Raw genomic sequence first — 17426 nt, 5'->3', positions numbered from 1 at the left:
GACAGGAGGGCATCGACGAGCCATGGGTGAAACTGCAGCTCATGCCGATTTCCGGCCGCGTCTCGCCCTGAGGTTCGGGATCACGGGGCATCGTCCACCTCGCCTGAGCGCCGACCATCACGAAACCATTCGCGACCACTGCAAGGACGTGTTCCGCAAGGCTGAGGAAACGCTGGCCGAACTACATCGCGAGCATTCGAAGGTCTTCGCCCCTGAAGCACCGAATGCCAAGCTGGTCACGTCACTGGCAGAGGGCGCGGATGTCCTCGCCGCGCAGGCTGCGCTGGAGGCCGGGCTCGGTATCTCGGTCTGTCTGCCCTTCCCGCCCGAAACATATGCCGAGGACTTCGGCAAGGAGGAATGGAGCGATACGCAGGCGCTGATCGACCGCGCGGATTCCCTGATGGCACTGACCGACCATCACGGTGCGGACACCGCCGCATATGAAATGGCCGGCAAGATGGTGCTGGGGCAATGCGACATACTGCTGGCCGTGTGGGACGGCGAGGCATCGCGAGGGCGTGGTGGAACGACAGAGGTGATCGCCGAGGCCGTGGCGCTCAACCAGCCGGTGATCCATATCGACGCCACGGGCAAGTCGCCACCCGAACTGCTGTGGGGAGGCTTGCACGAAGCAATCCCCGAACGCCCGTCGATCGACGGCGTAGAGCGGGCGCCGGCAAGCGAGGCGCTGCCCGAGCTGATCCGGGCTCTGTGCGAACCACCGGTCAGGCCGGAGGACCTCAAGTCGCTCGAGAAATTCGTCGCGGGCGACATGAACCTGCGGCGCTATTCATTTGGCTGGCCGATACTTCTCGCGCTGACCGGTGCGAAGCCGCTGGCATCGCTGCGCCTCACCTCGGGAAGCGCCGAAGAAAGTGCCGACTACATGCGCAGCCATGTGGCGCCATTCTCCACCTGCGGCGCATTCGGGACGCGCCTCAACGAGAAGGTATTGTCACGGTTCGGACGAGCCGATGCGCAGGCCAACCAGTTCTCCCTCCGATTCCGTTCCAGCATGGTGACCAACTTCACCATGGCCGGACTCGCGGTCCTCTTCGCCCTGTCCGGCCTCCTGGCTCCCGAGCTGAAAAAGCTCTTCATCATCGGCGAACTGATGGTGATCACCGCGATCATCCTCAACACCCGCGGCGCACAGCGCCTGAAGCTTCATCAGTTCTGGCTCGACCGCCGCCACCTGGCCGAACGACTGCGCCTGTTGAGCTTGTCTTCGGTGCTGGGCCGGCTTTCATTGCGGGATGTGGAGGATGGGACGAGACACCCGGGCTGGGTCAGCTGGTATGCCCGCGCGACCGCACGCGAGCTTGGCCTTGTCACCGCAGTTCTCGACAAAAGTTTCCTCAAGATCGTTCGTAATGCGATCGTTTCGATGATCGACGAGCAGGTCGATTATCACATCGCCAATGCCGGGGTGATGCACCGTGCCAACCACCGTTTGCACCAGGCGGGGGACTTCCTTTTCTACGGTACGATCATCGCCTGCATCGCCTATCTGACGGTTTCACTGGGCATGGGCCACATGGCCGATAACTGGGGCATTGCCCCGCTCGTGACCTTCGTCACGGCCCTGTTCCCTGCCATTGCCGGCGCGCTTTACGGCATCCGGACACAGGGCGACTTCGCCGGGACGAGCGAACGGTCGACCGTCATCGCCTATCGCCTCGAACAGCTGCGCGCGGCCATCGCGTCCGACCCGCTCACCTACGAGCGGCTGGTCGAAAGGTCGCACAGGCTGGGCGAGATCATGCTCGCCGAAGTCCAGCAGTGGCGCCTCCATTACGAGACGCGGCCGTTGAGCCTGCCCGGCTGACGGCTATTCCTTGGCCATCAGCCGGTCGACGGCGCCCTGCGTCACCGAATGGTAGGTCTCGCGGGTTTCGGCATAGATACGCTTGGCGATCGGCCGGCCCCAGTCACTCTGGTTCCACAGCGCCTGGAACAGCGGGCGCACGAACTTTGTGCGGCCGACATGGCCGAGGAATTTCTCGACCTGCGGGACGGCGGGTTGATAGCGATTGGTCATGGCGAGCTCGAGCCACAGGAACAGTTCTTCATTGTTGCCGCTCGCGGACAGGCCCAGCCGCTCGTCCAGCTGCGCCAATTCGGCAGCGTCGAGCTTGCGCGGAAGGTTCTTGAGGAAGCGCTGACGCTCGGCCGAGGTCCACGTCTCCCAGCCCACGGGACGGGTTCCGTCCTTGGCATAGGCTGCAGACGCCGCATCGACGGTCGCAAAAGCAGCCGGGTCAGGCTTGGCGACATTGTCCGGGAGGCCCGGGGAGTAAATCCATTCCTTCAGCTTGAGGCGTTCCGCCTCGGCATCGCTGCCCGCGAGATTCGCCTTCAAGTCGGCATAGATCATGTCGGACGTTGCCGGCTGGAAGGCGTGCTTGTCGAACCACTGGCGAAGCCATGCGTCGAAGCGCTCGCGACCGGTCTCCTTCTCCAGCGTGCGGAGGAAGGCGGCACCCTTGTTGTAGATGATCGCCGAACCGGCGCTCTCTGTGCCGTCGGGCTGATGGAGTGCGGTCCCCGGCGCATCGCGACCAACCTCGTCCAGCGTCTCGAGGATCGCCATGTAGTCGAGCGCGACCTCCTGCTTGGCACGCTTGCTGCCATAGACCGCCTCGACGATGCGGTTTTCGAAATAGGACGTGACGCCTTCGTTGAGCCAGCTGTCGCCCCACACCGCATTGGTAACGAGATTGCCCGACCAGCTATGCGCCAGCTCATGCGCGACGAGACCGTTGTTGCTCCGGTCGCCCGCGATGAAGGTCGGCGTGAGGAAGGTCATCACCGGGTTCTCCATCCCGCCGTAGGGGAAGGCGGGCGGTAGCACGATCATGTCGTAGCGGCCCCAGCGATAGGGACCGTAGAGGGCTTCGGCCGCCTCGACCATTTCCTCGGTATCGCCCACTTCGGCACGAGCGCGTGCGAGTGTCGCAGGCTCGGCCCAGACGCCGGTCCGCGAGCCGACCGGGGCGAAATCGATGTCACCCGCGGCGATGGCAATGAGGTAGGGCGCAACCGGCTTGTCCATGACGAAGCGGAAGGCGCGGCGACCATCGCCGAGGTCTTCGGGCTCGCCCTGGATGATGCCGGACATGACCACGTCCAGCGGTTTGGGTGCTGTGATGCGGGCTTCCCAGGTCTGGCGGATGCCGGGGCTGTCCTGTGTCGGGATCCAGCTGCGGTTGAGGATCGCCTGCCCCTGGCTGAAGAGATAGGGGTGGACCTTGCCCGCGGTCTGCTCCGGCCTCAGCCATTGCAGCGCTTCGGCATCTGCGCCCGCGCGATACTGGATTTCGACATGGTCGGTACGGGCACCCGCAGCATCGACCAGATCGATCGTCAGCGGGGCACCCTTTTCGCCCTCGCTTGCGCCCATGCGCCAGCCAAGTTCGCGGCCCTTGCCGTCGGTCACGCGAAGGATCTCGAGGCCGAGCGCATCGAGGACCACCTCTGAAGCATTCGGGGCGGCAAGGATGTCGAGCGCGGCCGTCCCGCCGACCCGCTTGGCATCGAAGTCGAGCGCCAGATCGAGCGCAACATGGGTGACGCGCGCCTCCTGCGGCTTGGCGTAGGTCGAGGCATCTAGAGCATCGGGCGTCGTCAGGATCGGCGCGATCATCGTCGGCTCGCGCGTTTCGGGAGCGACTGCGACACCGCTGGTGGTGCAGGCAGTCGACGCAAGCAACAGGCTGATGGCGGGGATGATGCGACGCATGGTGTTCTCCGGCTAATCTTTCGGTTCCCGTTCATCTCGGGATGATACGGGGTCAACGCGCGGTGCCTATTGCCGATCCGGCCGCCAAGTTCCAGCTTCGCGCGCGAAAACGTATCCGCAGCTATGGCCAGATGGCCTGCCGATGTGCATGATAACGTTCTCATAGCGGCCGGAGAGTCGCTTGTCGGGAGAGCCAGAATGACGTTTCGCGCCCTTGCCTGCCTGATCCTTGCTGCTGCAGCCGTGAATCCGGCGAGCGCGCACGAGACGGGTTCGTCGCCGACCGATCGCCCGGTGATATTCGCTGACGAGTTCAATGGCGCGTCCCTCGACAGGACGAAGTGGAATGTGATCGGGCCCGACTTCTGGGTCAACAACGAGCAGCAGGCCTACATCGACGATCCGGGCGTCATCGCCATCGTGGATGGCATCGCCGGGGCGGACGGTGGCGTGCTGATGCTCCGCCCGCAGCACCTTCCGGGCATCGACCCGCACCCGACGCGCAAGGCCCCCTTCGTCAGCGGCCGGATCGACAGCCGCGACAAGTTCGACTTCACCTATGGCCGCGCGGAGGCGCGCATCCGCATGCCCGATGCCGAAGGCGTGTGGCCTGCCTTCTGGCTGCTGGGCAACGGCAAGTGGCCCGACACGGGCGAGATCGACATCATGGAGTTCGTTGGCGAAAAGGACTGGGTCGGGGTTGCCCTCCACGGTCCCGGCTATTCGGGCGAGACGCCGCTGGTCGACAAGTACTTCTTTCCCAAGGGCGTCGATGTGACCCAGTGGCACACTTATGCGGTCGAGTGGAAAGAGAACCAGATCGACTTCGAGATCGATGGCCAGGTTACTTATCGCGTGACGCGTCCGATGGTCGAGAATTACGGCAAGTGGCGCTTCGACAATCCCAAGCACATCATCCTTAATTTCGCGATGGGCGGCGCATATCCGTTCAAGACCAACGGCATCAAGGCGCCGTACAACGGCGTACCGCAAGAAACGGTCGCGAAGGTCGAAACCGGGACGGTTGCGATGCTGGTCGACTGGGTGAGAATCTACGCGCCGGAGTGACCGCCGCCCGGGAGCAGGTCCCGTCCGGCTTGGCAGTCCCCCGCCCATGCTGTAGCCTTTTGCCCACAATCCGGGTCGCGTCGATGTTCTGGGAGAGCGGACATGGGCGACGAAGCGAATAACCTGCCGACCGGTATCCAGCTGACATCGCTGGACCACACCTATCGCGAGGATGCAGAGAGCGTCCACGCGCGGCTTCGTGCCGAATGCCCGGTGCACCACGACAAGCAGTTCGGCCGGTATTTCCTGACCAACGGCAAGGACATCGAAGCGGTCCTGCGTAACCGTGCGCTGCTGCTCGATCCCGACCGCGCCAATCAGGGCACGATCGCCAAGCTGCAGACCCAGCGCGAAGGTTTCATCAAGTCGATGCTGTTTCTCGACGATCCGGACCATCACCGGCTGCGTTCGCTGGTGGCCCAGGCCTTCAGCCAGAGATCGATCAACGACATTTCGCTGCACATCGCCCAAGTCGCCAACGAACTGCTCGACGCCCTCGAGGGCAGGGATCGGTTCGACGCCATTGCTGCTTACGCGTCGCCCCTGCCGATCATCATCATCGCCGAAATTCTCGGCGTCGACCCTGCCGACCGGGCAGATTTCATCGCCTGGTCGCGCACCTCCGACAATGCATTCAATCCGATGCTGACTGCCGAACAGCAGGAAGCGATGCTCCGTTCGCAGAACGAGCTCTTCGACTATTTCGAAAGGCAGATCGCGGAACGGCGGCTCAATCCCCGGGACGATCTGATATCGGCCATGATCGCTGCGGCAGACGGCGATCACCGACTTTCCGACCAGGAAATCAAGGTGACCTGCAACCTGCTGCTGGTGGCAGGCAACATCACCACGACCGATCTCATCGGCAATGCGATCAGATTGCTGATCGACCACCCCGACCAGCGCCAGCTCCTGCACGAAAGACCAGACCTGGCTGCCAATATGGTCGAGGAAGTCCTGCGCTTCGACCCCCCGGTAACCGCCAGCTCGCGGATCGCGCCCGAAGACATGACCATCGGAGCCACCTTGATTCCGAAGGGAGAGGTCATGTTCACCGCGCTCCAGTCGGTTGGCCGGGATCCCGAACTGAACCCCGATGCCCAACGGTTCGACATCACCCGGGACAAGCCGGTCCACCATGCCTTCGGTGGCGGCGTGCACTTCTGTCTCGGTGCCCAGTTGGCGCGGATGGAGGCGCGGGTCGCGATCCCCCTACTGTTCGAACGCTTCCCGAACCTCTCGCTGGCTGCCGAGCCCGTGCGCAAGATCGCGCCCGGCTTCAACGGCTACGGCGAGTTACTGGTGAATGTCGGCTAGCTCCAAACCGCTTCGGGCGGCAGGCTCATAAGGATGGCATCGATATTGCCGCCGGTCTTGAGGCCGAACAGCGTGCCGCGGTCATAGACGAGGTTGAATTCGGCATAGCGGCCGCGCCATTCGAGCTGGGTGAGTTTTTCCTCGGGCGTGAATTCGCTCGCCATGCGTCGGCGGACCAGCTTCGGGAAGATGTCGAGGAAGGCTTCGCCCACGTCCTTCGTAAAGGCAAGGTTGCGCTCGAATGCCGCATCGTCAGTGCATTCGAGGTGATCGTAAAAGATGCCGCCCACACCGCGATGGACGCCGCGGTGCGGGATGAAGAAGTAGTCGTCCGCCCACTTCTTGAAGCGTTCGTAATAGGTCGGGTTGTGCGCGGCGCAGGCGGCGCGGAAGCGCGCGTGGAATTCTTCCGTATCCTCGGCATAGGGTATCGGCGGGTTGAGATCCGCGCCCCCGCCGAACCACGCCTTTCCCGTCGTGAGGAAGCGGGTGTTCATGTGCACGGCGGGCACATGCGGATTCGCCATATGCGCAACAAGGCTGATGCCGGTGGCCGTGAAGCCGGGGTTCTCCGCACTCGCGCCGTTGATGGTCCCCGCGAACTCCGGCGCGAAATTGCCGCGCACGGTCGAGACGTTTACCCCGACCTTCTCGAAAACCTTTCCCTTCATCAGGCCCTGAACGCCCCCGCCGGGATCCGCATTGCCTTCCTCCTGGCGCTGCCACTCCGTGTAGCGGAAGGTGGCGTCCGACCCCGCCTCGCGCTCGATCGCTTCGAACTCGGCGCAGATGCGGTCGCGCAGGCTTTCGAACCAGTGGCGTGCGGCTTGGGTCTTGTCGGTGAGCTCGGTCATATCGCCCCCTTGCCAAGCGTGCGGGCGAAGGGCAATAGCGAGCCATGGTTCCCCTTTCGTTCGCAGACGAGGAATGGTTCCTCACCGAAGGCCGTGCACTCTACTGGCCGCGCGAACGCGCGCTGCTGGTTGCCGACCTGCATCTTGAGAAGGGCAGCTTCTTCGCGCGTCACGGGCAGATGGTCCCGCCCTACGACAGTCGCGAGACGCTGGAACGGGTGGCGCTGGCAATCCGCGAGACGGGCGCGCGGCGCGTCATCACGCTGGGCGACAATTTCCACGATTCGGACGGGTCCGCGCGGCTCGAACCGCATGCTGCCGGAATGCTCGACGCGCTGACCAGCGCCGTTGACTGGCTCTGGATCACGGGCAACCACGATCCGCACATGGAGACCCGCTGCGGCGGCACGCTGGCCGAGGAGATCGAGATCGGCGGGGTCATCCTGCGCCACCAGGCGAAGCGCGGAGAGACGCGGCCTGAACTTTCGGGTCACTACCATCCGCGCCTCCAGGTCAAGGTGCGCGACCGCAGCATCCGGCGTCCTTGCGCCGTCGTGAGCGCCAACGAAGGGGCCGACGGGCGACCAAGCGGGCGAATGATCCTTCCTGCGTTCGGCGCCTACACCGGCGGAATGAACGCGGCTGATCCGGCAATCCTGAACGCGTTGCAGCCGGCGAACCGCATCGATGCGGTAGTCCCGGCGGCCGGAAAGCTCGCCCGCTTCCCGCTGTGGCAGGCGGCATAGGCGCAACGCCCGGCGGCGATTCTGCGCCCCACGCGCACAACACACTTCCGAATCCGCGCAAGAATGCCTACATGCGCGTGTCCGATTAAGGCCACCAAAGGAGAATGCCCCATATCACGTCCACCCCGCCGTAGCATGCAGATGCCCATCAAGAGTGGCCCGCGCTACGATAACATGATCAATGTGCCGAAGGTCCGCGTGATCGATCACGAAGGCGAAAACCTCGGCGTGATGTACACCCGCGAAGCAATCGAGCAGGCCAACGAGCTTGGCCTCAACCTCGTCGAAGTGTCCCCCAATGCGGACCCGCCGGTGTGCAAGTTCCTCGACGTCGGCAAGTATCGCTACGAGGCGCAGAAGAAGGCGAACCTCGCACGCAAGACGCAAAAGACGCAGGAAATCAAAGAGATCAAGATGCGTCCGAACATCGATGACCACGATTACGATGTGAAGATGAAGAACGTGAACAAGTTCATCGAGCATGGCGACAAGGTGAAGCTCACCCTGCGCTTCCGCGGTCGCGAAATGGCGCACCAGCAGCTCGGCATGGACCTGCTCAACCGCGTGCGCGAAGACATGGAAGAACTGGCCAAGGTCGAAAGCTTCCCGCGCCTCGAGGGTCGCCAGATGATCATGGTGCTCGCGCCCAAGTAAGCGCGTCCTGCTCGCACCGCAGTTTCGACAAACCGGGGAACGCGACACGCGCTTCCCCGGTTTCTCGTTTCATGGATCGCAGAATTCTGAGCGCGCTGGCGCTATTCGCCGTCACTGCCTGTTCGCAGCCCACCGAAGATAGCACACCGACGCAGACCGTTGACCTGCCTGGCAACGCCGACGACGGCTTGCCGCCACCACCTCCGCCGATCGGAGGTCCCCCGCCAATGGAAGGCGACGCGACGAACGACGGCTACCCTGACCTCACTCCCGCCGCGCTCACGCCGGAAGCCGAAAGGACAGTAAAGGGCGCGCGCAACGTCCTGCTGTCGTGGGCCCGCGCGATCGAGTTGCGCGAATTCGACCAGGCCTGGGCCCTGATGAGCGACACGGATCGTGCTAAGTGGTCCAAGCCCGCGTGGACCAGGCTATTCGCCGATCTCGACAAGATCACGGTCGCCGTGCCCGATGGCACGATGGAAGGTGCCGCCGGTTCATCTTACTACACGAGCCAGGCAAGCATCACCGGCACCGACAAGGATGGCCGAGCAGTCCGTTACGAGGGGCCGGTGGTCCTGCGCCGCGTCAACGATGTTCCGGGAGCGAGTGCCGAGCAGCTACGCTGGCATATCGACAGCGTAGCGCTCGACTGGGTCCACTAACGCCCGATGTGCGCGTCGAGGAACTTGAGATAGGCCTCTGACGCGGTGATCCGGTTCTCCTTGCCGCGAAAGCCATGACCTTCGTCCGGGAACAGCACGTATTCGACCGGCACGCCATTGGCCTTGACCGCAGCGACCAGTTCGTCGCTTTCGACCTGCAAGACGCGAGGATCGTTCGCTCCCTGCACCACCAGCATCGGCTTGGTCACGTTCGATGCGTGGAAGAGCGGCGAGATCGCGCGATGGCGCTCTTCGTCGGTCGCGGGGTCCCCCATCTCGTCATACAGCGCATCGCGGAAGCTGCCCCACCACGGCGGGATCGACTTGAGCGTGCGCACCCAATTGGTGACGCCGAAGATATTGATGCCGGCATCGAACACTTCCGGGTAGAATGTCAGTGCCGCGGCGGTCATATAGCCACCGTAGGAGCCGCCCATCACCGCGATCCGGTCATTTGCTACCCAGTCCAGTCCCTGGAGGAAGCCCTTGGACGCGACCACGTCCTTGAGGTCGACGTCGCCGTGCTTCTTGTCGTCCATGTGGAAGAAGGTCTTGCCGTAACCGGACGAGCCGCGGTTGTTGATCGCGTAGACAGCATAGCCATTGTTGACGAGGTGCTGGATCATGGCGCTGTAACCGCGCGTGCTCTGTCCACCCGGTCCGCCGTGGACCATGACGATCGCCGGGACCGGATGGTCGGCGCTGGCGTTCTTCGGTCGGTAAAGAATGCCCGGCACTTCCAGGCCATCGTAGCTCGAGAAACGTGCAACGGTTGCCGTGACGAGGTCGGCCTCGCGAATGGCGGGATTGAGGGCGTGGGTCAGCCGCGTCGTCTTTCCAGATTTGAGATCGGCAACATAAACGTCCGCGGGCGAAGTGTCCGAGGTGACGATGAAGGCAATGTTCTTCTCGCCCGGGTCGAAGCGTACCGATGCCAGCATGGCTTCAGGCAAGCCCTTCAGTTCTACGTTTTTGCCGCTCTTCCCATCAAGGATGGACAGGACGTTCAGTCCGTCGGCATTGATCGCACTGACCCGGTAGCGGCCGCTAGGCGAATACTGGAGAAAGGCGACGTCCCAGTCGGCTTCGATCACGGGCGATTTGGCACCGCTGGCAATGTCGTAGCGCCAAGCCTGGTTGAACTCGCCATGCTCGTCGGTTGCATAGATTAGCGCAGCATTGTCGCGGGTGAAGGAATATACGCCATGGCTGACATTGCCTTCGTGCTCGGAGATCAGCTTGGGCTCTCCGGTTTGAAGGTCGGCGAGGTAGAGATCGCTGTTCGCGCTCGAAATGGCCTTCGACAGCGCTACCCAGCGCCCGTCGCCCGAAACGTCTTCGACCGAGTAGGCACCCTCGTTAGTGAACACCCGGGTCCGCTCGTAGCTCGTCGCGTCATAAGCATAGAGGTCGAAGGCGGCGGAATCGCGTTCATTGGTGGTGACGTAGAAGGTCTTACCGTCGCTGCTCCATCCGGCGAAGCCAGCCTTGACCTTCTCGCCCGGAGTAAGGTCGGTGACCGTGCCATCCTCCGCACGAACGAACAGGTGGTTGAGCTCGTCGCCGCCATTGTCGGCAGTGAAGAGGATACGGCCATCGCTGGGGAAGAAGCTGGCCCCAAAGGTAGCATCGTCGGTCGATGTGGTCAGCGCGATCGGATCACCGCCCTTCACCGGCATCAGGTAGACATTGAACACGCCTGTCGCATCGCTGGTAACGAGAACGTATTTCCCATCGGGCGAGAAGTTGTAGCCATTGGGCGAGCCGACCGCATAGGACGTCGATTCAAAGAACTGGCGAGCGCTGTAGGTGGCCGCTTCGCTCGCTTCGGAGTGGCCCTTGTGGTCGTGGGCCTGGGCCATGGCGGGCGCAGCAAGGGCAGTCAGCGAAGCGGCGGCAAGCAGGGTCAGCGTACGGATCACGGCATCCCTCCTGTATGATTCAACTAATACACCTTCGATATGGCGAATTGCAATGTTCAGCAACCCCTACCGTTTGCAGTCGTCGGAGCCGCTGCATCTCCCGCAGCTGCCCTTTTCCCTTTTCGATGATCGACTTGTGGGCCCGGTCCCCATCGACGAACACCATGTGACAATCGGCAGGACACATTGAGACACCAGCCATCGTCCTGTAATGTTCGACAAAACCTAGATGCGATTACTCTAATCGCCAAATGAATCCGGAACCTCCGGACTTTTGCAGGGATTGGGAAATGACTATTCGTTCGATTGCCTTTCTTGGCGCGGCCACGGCGCTGGCATTGTCAGCACCGCTGCAGGCAGAAACCCCCAATGCGCCTTCGTCCGAAGCAACGCGCGACCAGGCGTTCGACCGCTTCGTGCCGCAGCCTTCGGGCAAGGAAACAAAAGTCGATTATTCGTTTCTCGACGACGCGCTGAAATACATGGTGCTGCGCATGGGGCCTTCCACGCGCCAGGGAATGGGCAAGCCCTCCGCAGGCATGGGCACGCGGATGACCTACGGCCACGACTCCCGCGTACGGCTCGAAGGTAACCGGATCGTCTTCGAATATCTCGACGAGGACGCGATCACGCCGCTGACTGCGTATCGCGAGGACCTCGAACGCCTCGGGGCCGAACTCGAGATCGCGACACTGCCGCGAAACGAACAGCTTTCCTACTGGATCAACCTCCATAATGTTGCAGTGATCGAGCAAATCGCGCGCAACTATCCCGTGCAGTATCCGTCACGCATGAAGCTTGGCGCGGATGGAACCGGGCTGGACGACAGCCCCGTCGTCACCGTTGCAGGCGTGGCCATGAGCCCGAAAGACATCCGCACGAAAATCGTCTTTCCCAACTGGCGCGATGCCAATGTGATTTACGGCTTTTTCCGCGGTGAGGTTGGCGGCCCGTCGATCCAGCCGCGCGCCTTCACCAGCGACAATGTCGGAGATTTGCTGACGTTCTCGGGCCAGGAATTCGTCAACTCGCTCCGCGGGGTAGAGGCCTTCGGAGACGACCTGCTGGTCTCGAGGATCTACGAAGAAGCCGCTCCCTTCTACTTCCCGCAAATGGGCGCCGACCTCAAGGCTCACCTTGCCACTCATGCGGCTGAAGACGTTGCCAAGCTCGTCGCCGCGAAGCCCAACGTGAAGGTCAACCAGTATGAAGGCATTGTCGCCGACCTTGCAGCTGGCGATCGTGAGCCGACCTATTCCTATATCGAGACCGATGGCGAAGCGCAGCGTACTCGCATCACCCCATCGATTGCCCGGCTGCTGAGCGAACGGTACGACAAGTTCGAAAAGCTGCGCCGAGAGGGCCAGCTTACCGGTCGCGTGATCATTATTCCGCAAAACGGCGGTCCGGCAGTCTCGTCCGACGAAGCGGATCCCGAAGTCAAATAGCTATCCCCCGCGCGTGGCGCGGCCATGATTGGCCTTACTCTCCTGCGATGGTAGTTCCTGCCCTCGGCTGAGAGGCAGGGACGGGAATGACAGCAGGGCGTATCGGTTTTCTTATCGGCAGCATGGCGCTGGCGGTCAGCATCTTCGCGCCGCTTCCTGCGGGCATGTCCCGCGAGGCATTCGTGACAGCCGGCCTCGTCGTGCTGATGGCCGCCTGGTGGATGACCGAGGCGCTGCCGCTGACCGCGACCGCGCTCATGCCGTTCCTCGTGCTGCCCTTCGCCGGGGTCATGAGCGCCAAGGACACCGCCTCGGCTTATTACTCCGACATCCTTTTCCTGCTCCTGGGTGGTGCCTTCATCGCGCTGGCGATCGAGCGGACCGGGCTGCACAAGCGGCTGGCGCTGGGCATACTCAAGGCTACCGGCAACAAGGTCGGGCCGCGTGGGCTGCTGCTGGCCTTCATGGCCAGCGCGGGCATTCTGTCGATGCTCATTTCCAATACCTCCACCGCACTCATCATGATGCCGATGGCCCTGGCAGTGCTGGCTGGAGGGGGGGCGGATCCCACAAACCCCGACGGCCTTTCCGGCGCTCTCCCGATGGGCATCGCATTTGCTGCAAGCATCGGCGGGCTCGGCACCATCGTTGGATCTCCGACCAATGCGATCGCCGTTGGCTTGCTTGACGAGCTGATCGGTGTGCGCATCACCTTCGTGCAGTGGATGGCGTTCGGCCTGCCGCTGGTCGTCATCGGTATCCCGCTGGCAGCTTCCATCGTCGGTCGCGTGCAGCAGGTGGCGGACCATCCCTTCGATGTCGCCGCAGCGCGGGCGGCCATCGACACCCACTCGGCATGGACCCTGCCCGAGAAACGCCTCGTTCCCGTGGTCGCAATTACCTTCGTAGCCTGGCTCGGTCAGTTATGGATCGAGCCCCTGCTCCCGGAAGGATCGCTGACCGACGGCACAATCGCCATCATCGCCAGCCTTACGCTGTTCCTGCTGCCGGACGGCACCGGGCGCCCCCTGCTGACCTGGGAGGAAGCGGACCGCGCCCCGTGGGGCGTCATCATGATGTTCGGCGGCGGTCTCGCCCTAGCGGCCGGCATGGGCAAGAGCGGCCTTGCCGACTGGCTCGGCCAGATGCTCTTGCCCCTGGAGGCGCTGCCGCTGGTCGTGGTCGCAATTGCCGTGGTGGCGCTGGTCGTCCTCATCACCGAATTCGCCAGCAATGTCGCGACAGCGAGCGCCATCGTGCCGGTCGTCGCCAGCCTGACGGTTGCGCTGGGAGCCGATCCGCTGCTTCTCGCCATGCCTGCTGCGCTCGCTGCGAGCTGGGGCTTCATGCTGCCTGCGGGCACCGGCCCCAACGCGATTGCCTGGGCGACGGGCCGCATCCGCATCGAGCGCATGGTCAAGGCGGGCCTACTGCTCGACCTCTTCGGCATCCTCCTGCTGGTCGGCGTAGTCTGGGTGATGCGCGCGGTCGTGTAGGGACCATTCGTCGCAGTTGAAACCAACCCCGCCGCGACATAAAGGGAGCGGCACAATCGGCGACCGGCGGAGAGGCGTTCCTGCGGAGGTTAGGAACGGGTGCCCCGGCAACCGCACCAGCCCCCGCCTTCCTGGGGGCGTCGCAAAAGGAAGGATGCTCGCCAGATGAGCGACGTCACCAAGATCAATGGCCGCCCGCTTAAGCCCAGCACGCTTATGATGGGCCACGGATTCGACCCCAAGCTGTCCGAAGGCAGCCTCAAGCCGCCGGTTTTCCTCACCAGCACATTCGCCTTCCCGAGCGCCGCCGACGGCAAGCGCCACTTCGAAGGCATCACCGGCAAGCGCCCGGGCGGCGCGGACGGCCTCGTCTATTCGCGCTTCAACGCGCCGAACCAGGAAATCCTCGAAGACCGCCTGTCGATCTGGGATGGCGCGGAAGACGCGCTGAGCTTCTCCAGCGGCATGACCGCGATCTGTGTCCTGTTACTGACCTACGCCCAGCAAGGCGACGTGATCGTCCACTCCGGGCCGCTCTACGCCGCGACCGAAGGCTTCGTCGCCAAGTGGATGTCGCGCTGGGGCGTGAGCTATATCGACTTTCCCGCCGGTGCGACGCGCGAGGAAATCGATGCGGTGCTCGCGAAGGCCAAAGCCAAGGCCGACGAGCAGGGCGGCAAGGTCGCCATGGTCTATCTCGAAAGCCCGGGTAACCCGACCAACGCGCTGGTCGACGTCCAGGCGGTGCGCGCCGCAGTCGATGCCGCGGGCCTTGAATGCCCGATCTCGATCGACAACACCTTCCTCGGCCCGCTGTGGCAGCGTCCGCTGGAACACGGTGCGGACATCGTCTGCTATTCGCTGACAAAGTATGTCGGCGGTCACTCGGATCTCGTCGCAGGTTCCATCGCCGGGGCGAAGAAGTGGATGGATCCCGTCCGCATGCTCCGCAACACCATGGGCGGCATCTGCGACCCGAACACCGCCTGGATGCTCTGCCGCAGCCTTGAGACGGTCGAACTGCGGATGCAGCGCGCGGGCGAGAATGCCGAGAAGGTCTGTGCCTTCCTTGCCAAGCATCCCAAGGTCGAAGGCCTCGGCTATCTCGGCATGATCAAGGACGCACGCCAGCAGGATATCTACGATCGCCACTGCCTTGGTGCCGGATCGACATTCTCGCTGCTGCTCAAGGGCGGCGAAGCGGAATGCTTCCGCTTCCTCGACAGCCTCAAGATCGCCAAGCTCGCGGTCAGCCTCGGCGGCACAGAGACGCTGGCCAGCCACCCGGCGTCGATGACCCACCTTTCCGTGCCCGACGAGCGCAAGGCCGCACTGGGCATCGGCGACAACCTCATCCGCATCTCCATCGGCATCGAGGATCCGGACGACCTCATCGCCGACTTCGAACAGGCGCTGGAGGCGGTCTGACCCGCATCGGCTTCCTTGCCTGTGCAGAAACACTGCCCCCCGATCTCGGCGGGGCGGCGGAGCGGCGCGGCGATGCCTTCGAGCACGATCTCGAGGTCGCCGCGCTGCGTCCGGCGTTCGAGGCGGCGGGACTGGACCTCGTCGAGCTCGACTGGCGTTCGCCGCTCGAAGATTTCGACGGGATGGCGATGGTGTTGCTGGGCTCGTCCTGGGATTACCAGGACCATCCGCAGGAGTTCCTCGCCCGGATCGATACATTGGTCGCGCGCGGCATTGCCGTTCACAACCCGCCCGAAGTGGTGCGCTGGAACCTCGACAAGGGTTACCTGCGCGAACTGGCGGCGCGCGGTGTCTCCACCATCCCGACCCTTTGGCGAGACGACCTCGATCGCGCAGGCGTGCTCGCTGCGATGGACGAGTTCAGCTGCGATGGCGTGGTGGTAAAGCGCCAGGTCGGCGCGGGCGGCATGGGCCAGTTCCGCTTCACCCGGGAAACCCTGCCCGATCACGGTTGGCAGATGGGGCGACCCTGCATGGTTCAGCCCTTCCTCGCCAGCGTGCCGGAGGAAGGCGAATTCACTTTCCTCTTCGTCGATGGCGATTTCAGCCATGCGGTTCTCAAGCGTGCAGCTGAAGGCGAATACCGTATCCAGTCGCTTTATGGCGGCAGCGAACACGACTACAACCCGACAGCCGCAGACCTCGCCACCGCGCAATCGGTTGTCGCCGCCCTTCCCTTTGTTGCGCCCCTGTATTGCCGCATCGACATGGCGCGCCTGCCCTCGGGCGAGCTGGCGGTGATGGAGGCCGAGATGATCGAGCCGTACCTCTATCCCGAACAGGGACCGGGTCTTGGCCAGCGAATGGCAAGAGCGATCACAAAGCGCCTTGGCGACGCCACGCCGAACCGAGCCTAGAGTTCGAGTGCGTTGCTCACCTCTGGCGAAAGTGGCCGCGTGAAGCGAACCCCTGCCTCATTGCCGCTGACCCAGACGACCTCGCCGGCAAAGTAGATCGGGTCCCTCACTTCGAAAACTATCGTCGACCCGCGCTGGGGCACTACCCCGTCGAACATCTCTATCCGGCACCCGGTTGGTGACACATCGCACAGGATCGCTCGCTCCGTACGGCCGAGCACAACACATTCCAGAACAAGGTTGGAAGGTTTTCGATCTGTCCCACGCAGGTCCATTAAGGCTACCCTGTTTCTTGTGCGACCTCCCGAGGCTTTGCACAGAATTAGGATTGTCTCAATTAGACTTTGGCGGATTATCGGACCGCCCGGCGGAGAAATTGCCATGGCGGAAAAAGTATTCCTAGTAATCGGCGCCGGCGCCGGGATCGGCGGACATGCCGCACGGCGCTTCGCAGCTGGCGGATATCATGCAGTCCTGGCGCGGCGGTCGGACGACGAAGGTCTCCAGCGCCTTGTCGATGGCATAGTGGCGGATGGCGGCAGCGCCAGCGGGAGACTGATCGACGCCTCGCTGCCTGACACGATCGAGGACCTTGTCGACGACGTCGAGCGCGCGATCGGTCCGATCGAGGCGGCATTGTTCAACCTCGGCGCGCAGATCGGCAATCGCCCGCTCGCCGAGACCACTCCGCGAATGTTCGAGCTCGGCTGGCGGCTTGCCACATTCGCGCCCTATCGCCTCGCCCGCGCTCTACTACCGCGCATGGCGGAACGAGGCCGGGGCGCCTTCCTCGTGACTTCGGCAACCGCAGCTGTGCGGGGCAACTCCGGACAGGCGAGCCATGCGGCGGCGATGGGCGGTCGGCGCATGCTGTGCCAGAGCCTCAATGCCGAATTCGCGCCCCAGGGCGTCCATGTCGCCCACATCCTGATCGACGCAGCCGTCGATGCGCCGGATACGTTGGGAAAGATGATCGGAGACCGCTGGGACGCGTTCAAGGACCGCAAGGGCGAGGATGGCCTCGTCGACCCCGCCGCCGTAGCAGAGACCTACTGGCATATCGCCCACCAGCCGCGCAGCGCCTGGACCTTTGAAGCGGATATCCGTCCCTATCGCGACGTGCCGTGGTGGAACGACAATCCCACCACGGCCATCGAGCGCAATTGACC

15 protein-coding genes are annotated in these 17426 nt (G+C 63.4%); 11 read left to right on the top strand and 4 right to left on the bottom strand.

Going from position 1 to position 17426, the window contains the following annotated elements; all coding sequences use genetic code 11:
- Positions 1-22: 22 nt before the first annotated feature.
- Positions 23-1831 (top strand): hypothetical protein, encoded by a 1809-nt coding sequence (locus RAM60_RS00605; RefSeq protein WP_369026017.1) that lies wholly within the window; start codon positions 23-25, stop codon positions 1829-1831.
- Positions 1832-1834: 3 nt separating this feature from the next.
- Here RAM60_RS00605 and RAM60_RS00600 read toward each other — a convergent pair whose 3' ends face one another.
- On the bottom strand, positions 1835-3745 hold the full coding sequence (locus RAM60_RS00600) for a M1 family metallopeptidase (RefSeq protein WP_369026018.1): 1911 nt from the start codon (positions 3743-3745) through the stop codon (positions 1835-1837).
- Between the two features lie 198 nt (positions 3746-3943).
- On the opposite strand from RAM60_RS00600, the gene RAM60_RS00595 reads away from it, so the two are divergent.
- Both RAM60_RS00595 and RAM60_RS00590 read left to right on the top strand, forming a co-directional pair.
- Positions 3944-4813 carry a glycoside hydrolase family 16 protein gene (locus RAM60_RS00595; protein WP_369026019.1) on the top strand — a complete coding sequence of 290 codons (870 nt, stop codon included), beginning with the start codon at positions 3944-3946 and terminating at the stop codon, positions 4811-4813.
- A 102-nt stretch (positions 4814-4915) separates the two neighbouring features.
- Positions 4916-6130: a cytochrome P450 gene (locus tag RAM60_RS00590; RefSeq protein WP_369026020.1), complete on the top strand. Its 1215-nt coding sequence runs from the start codon at positions 4916-4918 to the stop codon at positions 6128-6130.
- On the opposite strand, the gene hemF is transcribed toward RAM60_RS00590, so the two are convergent.
- Complete coding sequence (gene hemF / locus RAM60_RS00585; RefSeq protein ID WP_369026021.1) at positions 6127-6984, bottom strand: oxygen-dependent coproporphyrinogen oxidase; 858 nt, start codon at positions 6982-6984, stop codon at positions 6127-6129. The two genes, RAM60_RS00590 and hemF, sit on opposite strands and share 4 nt — an antisense overlap.
- A gap of 44 nt (positions 6985-7028) precedes the next feature.
- Here hemF and pdeM point away from each other — a divergent pair, with 44 nt between their 5' ends.
- From pdeM to RAM60_RS00570, 3 genes are all read left to right on the top strand, one after another.
- On the top strand, positions 7029-7730 hold the full coding sequence (gene pdeM / locus RAM60_RS00580; RefSeq protein ID WP_369026022.1) for a ligase-associated DNA damage response endonuclease PdeM: 702 nt from the start codon (positions 7029-7031) through the stop codon (positions 7728-7730).
- A gap of 135 nt (positions 7731-7865) precedes the next feature.
- Complete coding sequence (gene infC, locus RAM60_RS00575; protein ID WP_200982185.1) at positions 7866-8384, top strand: translation initiation factor IF-3; 519 nt, start codon at positions 7866-7868, stop codon at positions 8382-8384.
- A gap of 71 nt (positions 8385-8455) precedes the next feature.
- Positions 8456-9046 carry a hypothetical protein gene (locus RAM60_RS00570; RefSeq protein ID WP_369026023.1) on the top strand — a complete coding sequence of 197 codons (591 nt, stop codon included), beginning with the start codon at positions 8456-8458 and terminating at the stop codon, positions 9044-9046.
- Here the strand turns inward: RAM60_RS00570 and RAM60_RS00565 are convergent.
- Positions 9043-10968, bottom strand: a complete 1926-nt coding sequence (locus RAM60_RS00565; protein WP_369026024.1) for a S9 family peptidase — start codon at positions 10966-10968, stop codon at positions 9043-9045. The two genes, RAM60_RS00570 and RAM60_RS00565, sit on opposite strands and share 4 nt — an antisense overlap.
- Before the next feature lie 290 nt (positions 10969-11258).
- On the opposite strand from RAM60_RS00565, the gene RAM60_RS00560 reads away from it, so the two are divergent.
- The 4 genes from RAM60_RS00560 (at position 11259) to RAM60_RS00545 (ending at position 16257) form a co-directional block, all read left to right on the top strand.
- Positions 11259-12416 carry a DUF547 domain-containing protein gene (locus RAM60_RS00560; protein WP_369026025.1) on the top strand — a complete coding sequence of 386 codons (1158 nt, stop codon included), beginning with the start codon at positions 11259-11261 and terminating at the stop codon, positions 12414-12416.
- Between the two features lie 86 nt (positions 12417-12502).
- Positions 12503-13912, top strand: a complete 1410-nt coding sequence (locus tag RAM60_RS00555) for an SLC13 family permease (protein ID WP_369026026.1) — start codon at positions 12503-12505, stop codon at positions 13910-13912.
- Between the two features lie 165 nt (positions 13913-14077).
- On the top strand, positions 14078-15340 hold the full coding sequence (locus RAM60_RS00550) for a cystathionine gamma-synthase family protein (protein WP_369026027.1): 1263 nt from the start codon (positions 14078-14080) through the stop codon (positions 15338-15340).
- The gene (locus RAM60_RS00545; RefSeq protein ID WP_510640395.1) at positions 15337-16257 is read left to right on the top strand and encodes an ATP-grasp domain-containing protein; all 921 of its coding nucleotides are present in this window, start codon (positions 15337-15339) and stop codon (positions 16255-16257) included. The genes RAM60_RS00550 and RAM60_RS00545 overlap by 4 nt, the downstream gene beginning before the upstream one ends.
- On the opposite strand, the gene RAM60_RS00540 is transcribed toward RAM60_RS00545, so the two are convergent.
- The gene (locus RAM60_RS00540) at positions 16254-16532 is read right to left on the bottom strand and encodes a PilZ domain-containing protein (RefSeq protein WP_343072302.1); all 279 of its coding nucleotides are present in this window, start codon (positions 16530-16532) and stop codon (positions 16254-16256) included. The genes RAM60_RS00545 and RAM60_RS00540 overlap by 4 nt on opposite strands.
- Before the next feature lie 106 nt (positions 16533-16638).
- Between RAM60_RS00540 and RAM60_RS00535 the strand changes: the two genes are divergently transcribed.
- Entirely contained in the window at positions 16639-17424 is a 786-nt protein-coding gene (locus RAM60_RS00535; protein WP_369026030.1) for an SDR family NAD(P)-dependent oxidoreductase, read from the top strand.
- Positions 17425-17426: the final 2 nt, after the last annotated feature.

It is taken from the genome of Qipengyuania sp. RANM35 (assembly GCF_041021145.2).
GTDB classification, from domain to species: Bacteria; Pseudomonadota; Alphaproteobacteria; order Sphingomonadales; family Sphingomonadaceae; genus Qipengyuania; species Qipengyuania soli.
Note: the sequence above shows the minus strand (reverse complement) of the source record. Positions and strands in the feature narration are given on the sequence as shown.

Excerpts from the sequence above, each read along its gene's own strand:
- RAM60_RS00605 (WP_369026017.1), top strand. The coding sequence starts at position 23 with ATGGGTGAAACTGCAGCTCATGCCGATTTCCGGCCGCGTCTCGCCCTG.
- RAM60_RS00600 (WP_369026018.1), bottom strand. The coding sequence starts at position 3,745 with ATGCGTCGCATCATCCCCGCCATCAGCCTGTTGCTTGCGTCGACTGCC.
- RAM60_RS00595 (WP_369026019.1), top strand. The coding sequence starts at position 3,944 with ATGACGTTTCGCGCCCTTGCCTGCCTGATCCTTGCTGCTGCAGCCGTG.
- RAM60_RS00590 (WP_369026020.1), top strand. The coding sequence starts at position 4,916 with ATGGGCGACGAAGCGAATAACCTGCCGACCGGTATCCAGCTGACATCG.
- hemF (WP_369026021.1), bottom strand. The coding sequence starts at position 6,984 with ATGACCGAGCTCACCGACAAGACCCAAGCCGCACGCCACTGGTTCGAA.
- pdeM (WP_369026022.1), top strand. The coding sequence starts at position 7,029 with ATGGTTCCCCTTTCGTTCGCAGACGAGGAATGGTTCCTCACCGAAGGC.
- infC (WP_200982185.1), top strand. The coding sequence starts at position 7,866 with ATGCAGATGCCCATCAAGAGTGGCCCGCGCTACGATAACATGATCAAT.
- RAM60_RS00570 (WP_369026023.1), top strand. The coding sequence starts at position 8,456 with ATGGATCGCAGAATTCTGAGCGCGCTGGCGCTATTCGCCGTCACTGCC.
- RAM60_RS00560 (WP_369026025.1), top strand. The coding sequence starts at position 11,259 with ATGACTATTCGTTCGATTGCCTTTCTTGGCGCGGCCACGGCGCTGGCA.
- RAM60_RS00555 (WP_369026026.1), top strand. The coding sequence starts at position 12,503 with ATGACAGCAGGGCGTATCGGTTTTCTTATCGGCAGCATGGCGCTGGCG.
- RAM60_RS00550 (WP_369026027.1), top strand. The coding sequence starts at position 14,078 with ATGAGCGACGTCACCAAGATCAATGGCCGCCCGCTTAAGCCCAGCACG.
- RAM60_RS00540 (WP_343072302.1), bottom strand. The coding sequence starts at position 16,532 with ATGGACCTGCGTGGGACAGATCGAAAACCTTCCAACCTTGTTCTGGAA.
- RAM60_RS00535 (WP_369026030.1), top strand. The coding sequence starts at position 16,639 with ATGGCGGAAAAAGTATTCCTAGTAATCGGCGCCGGCGCCGGGATCGGC.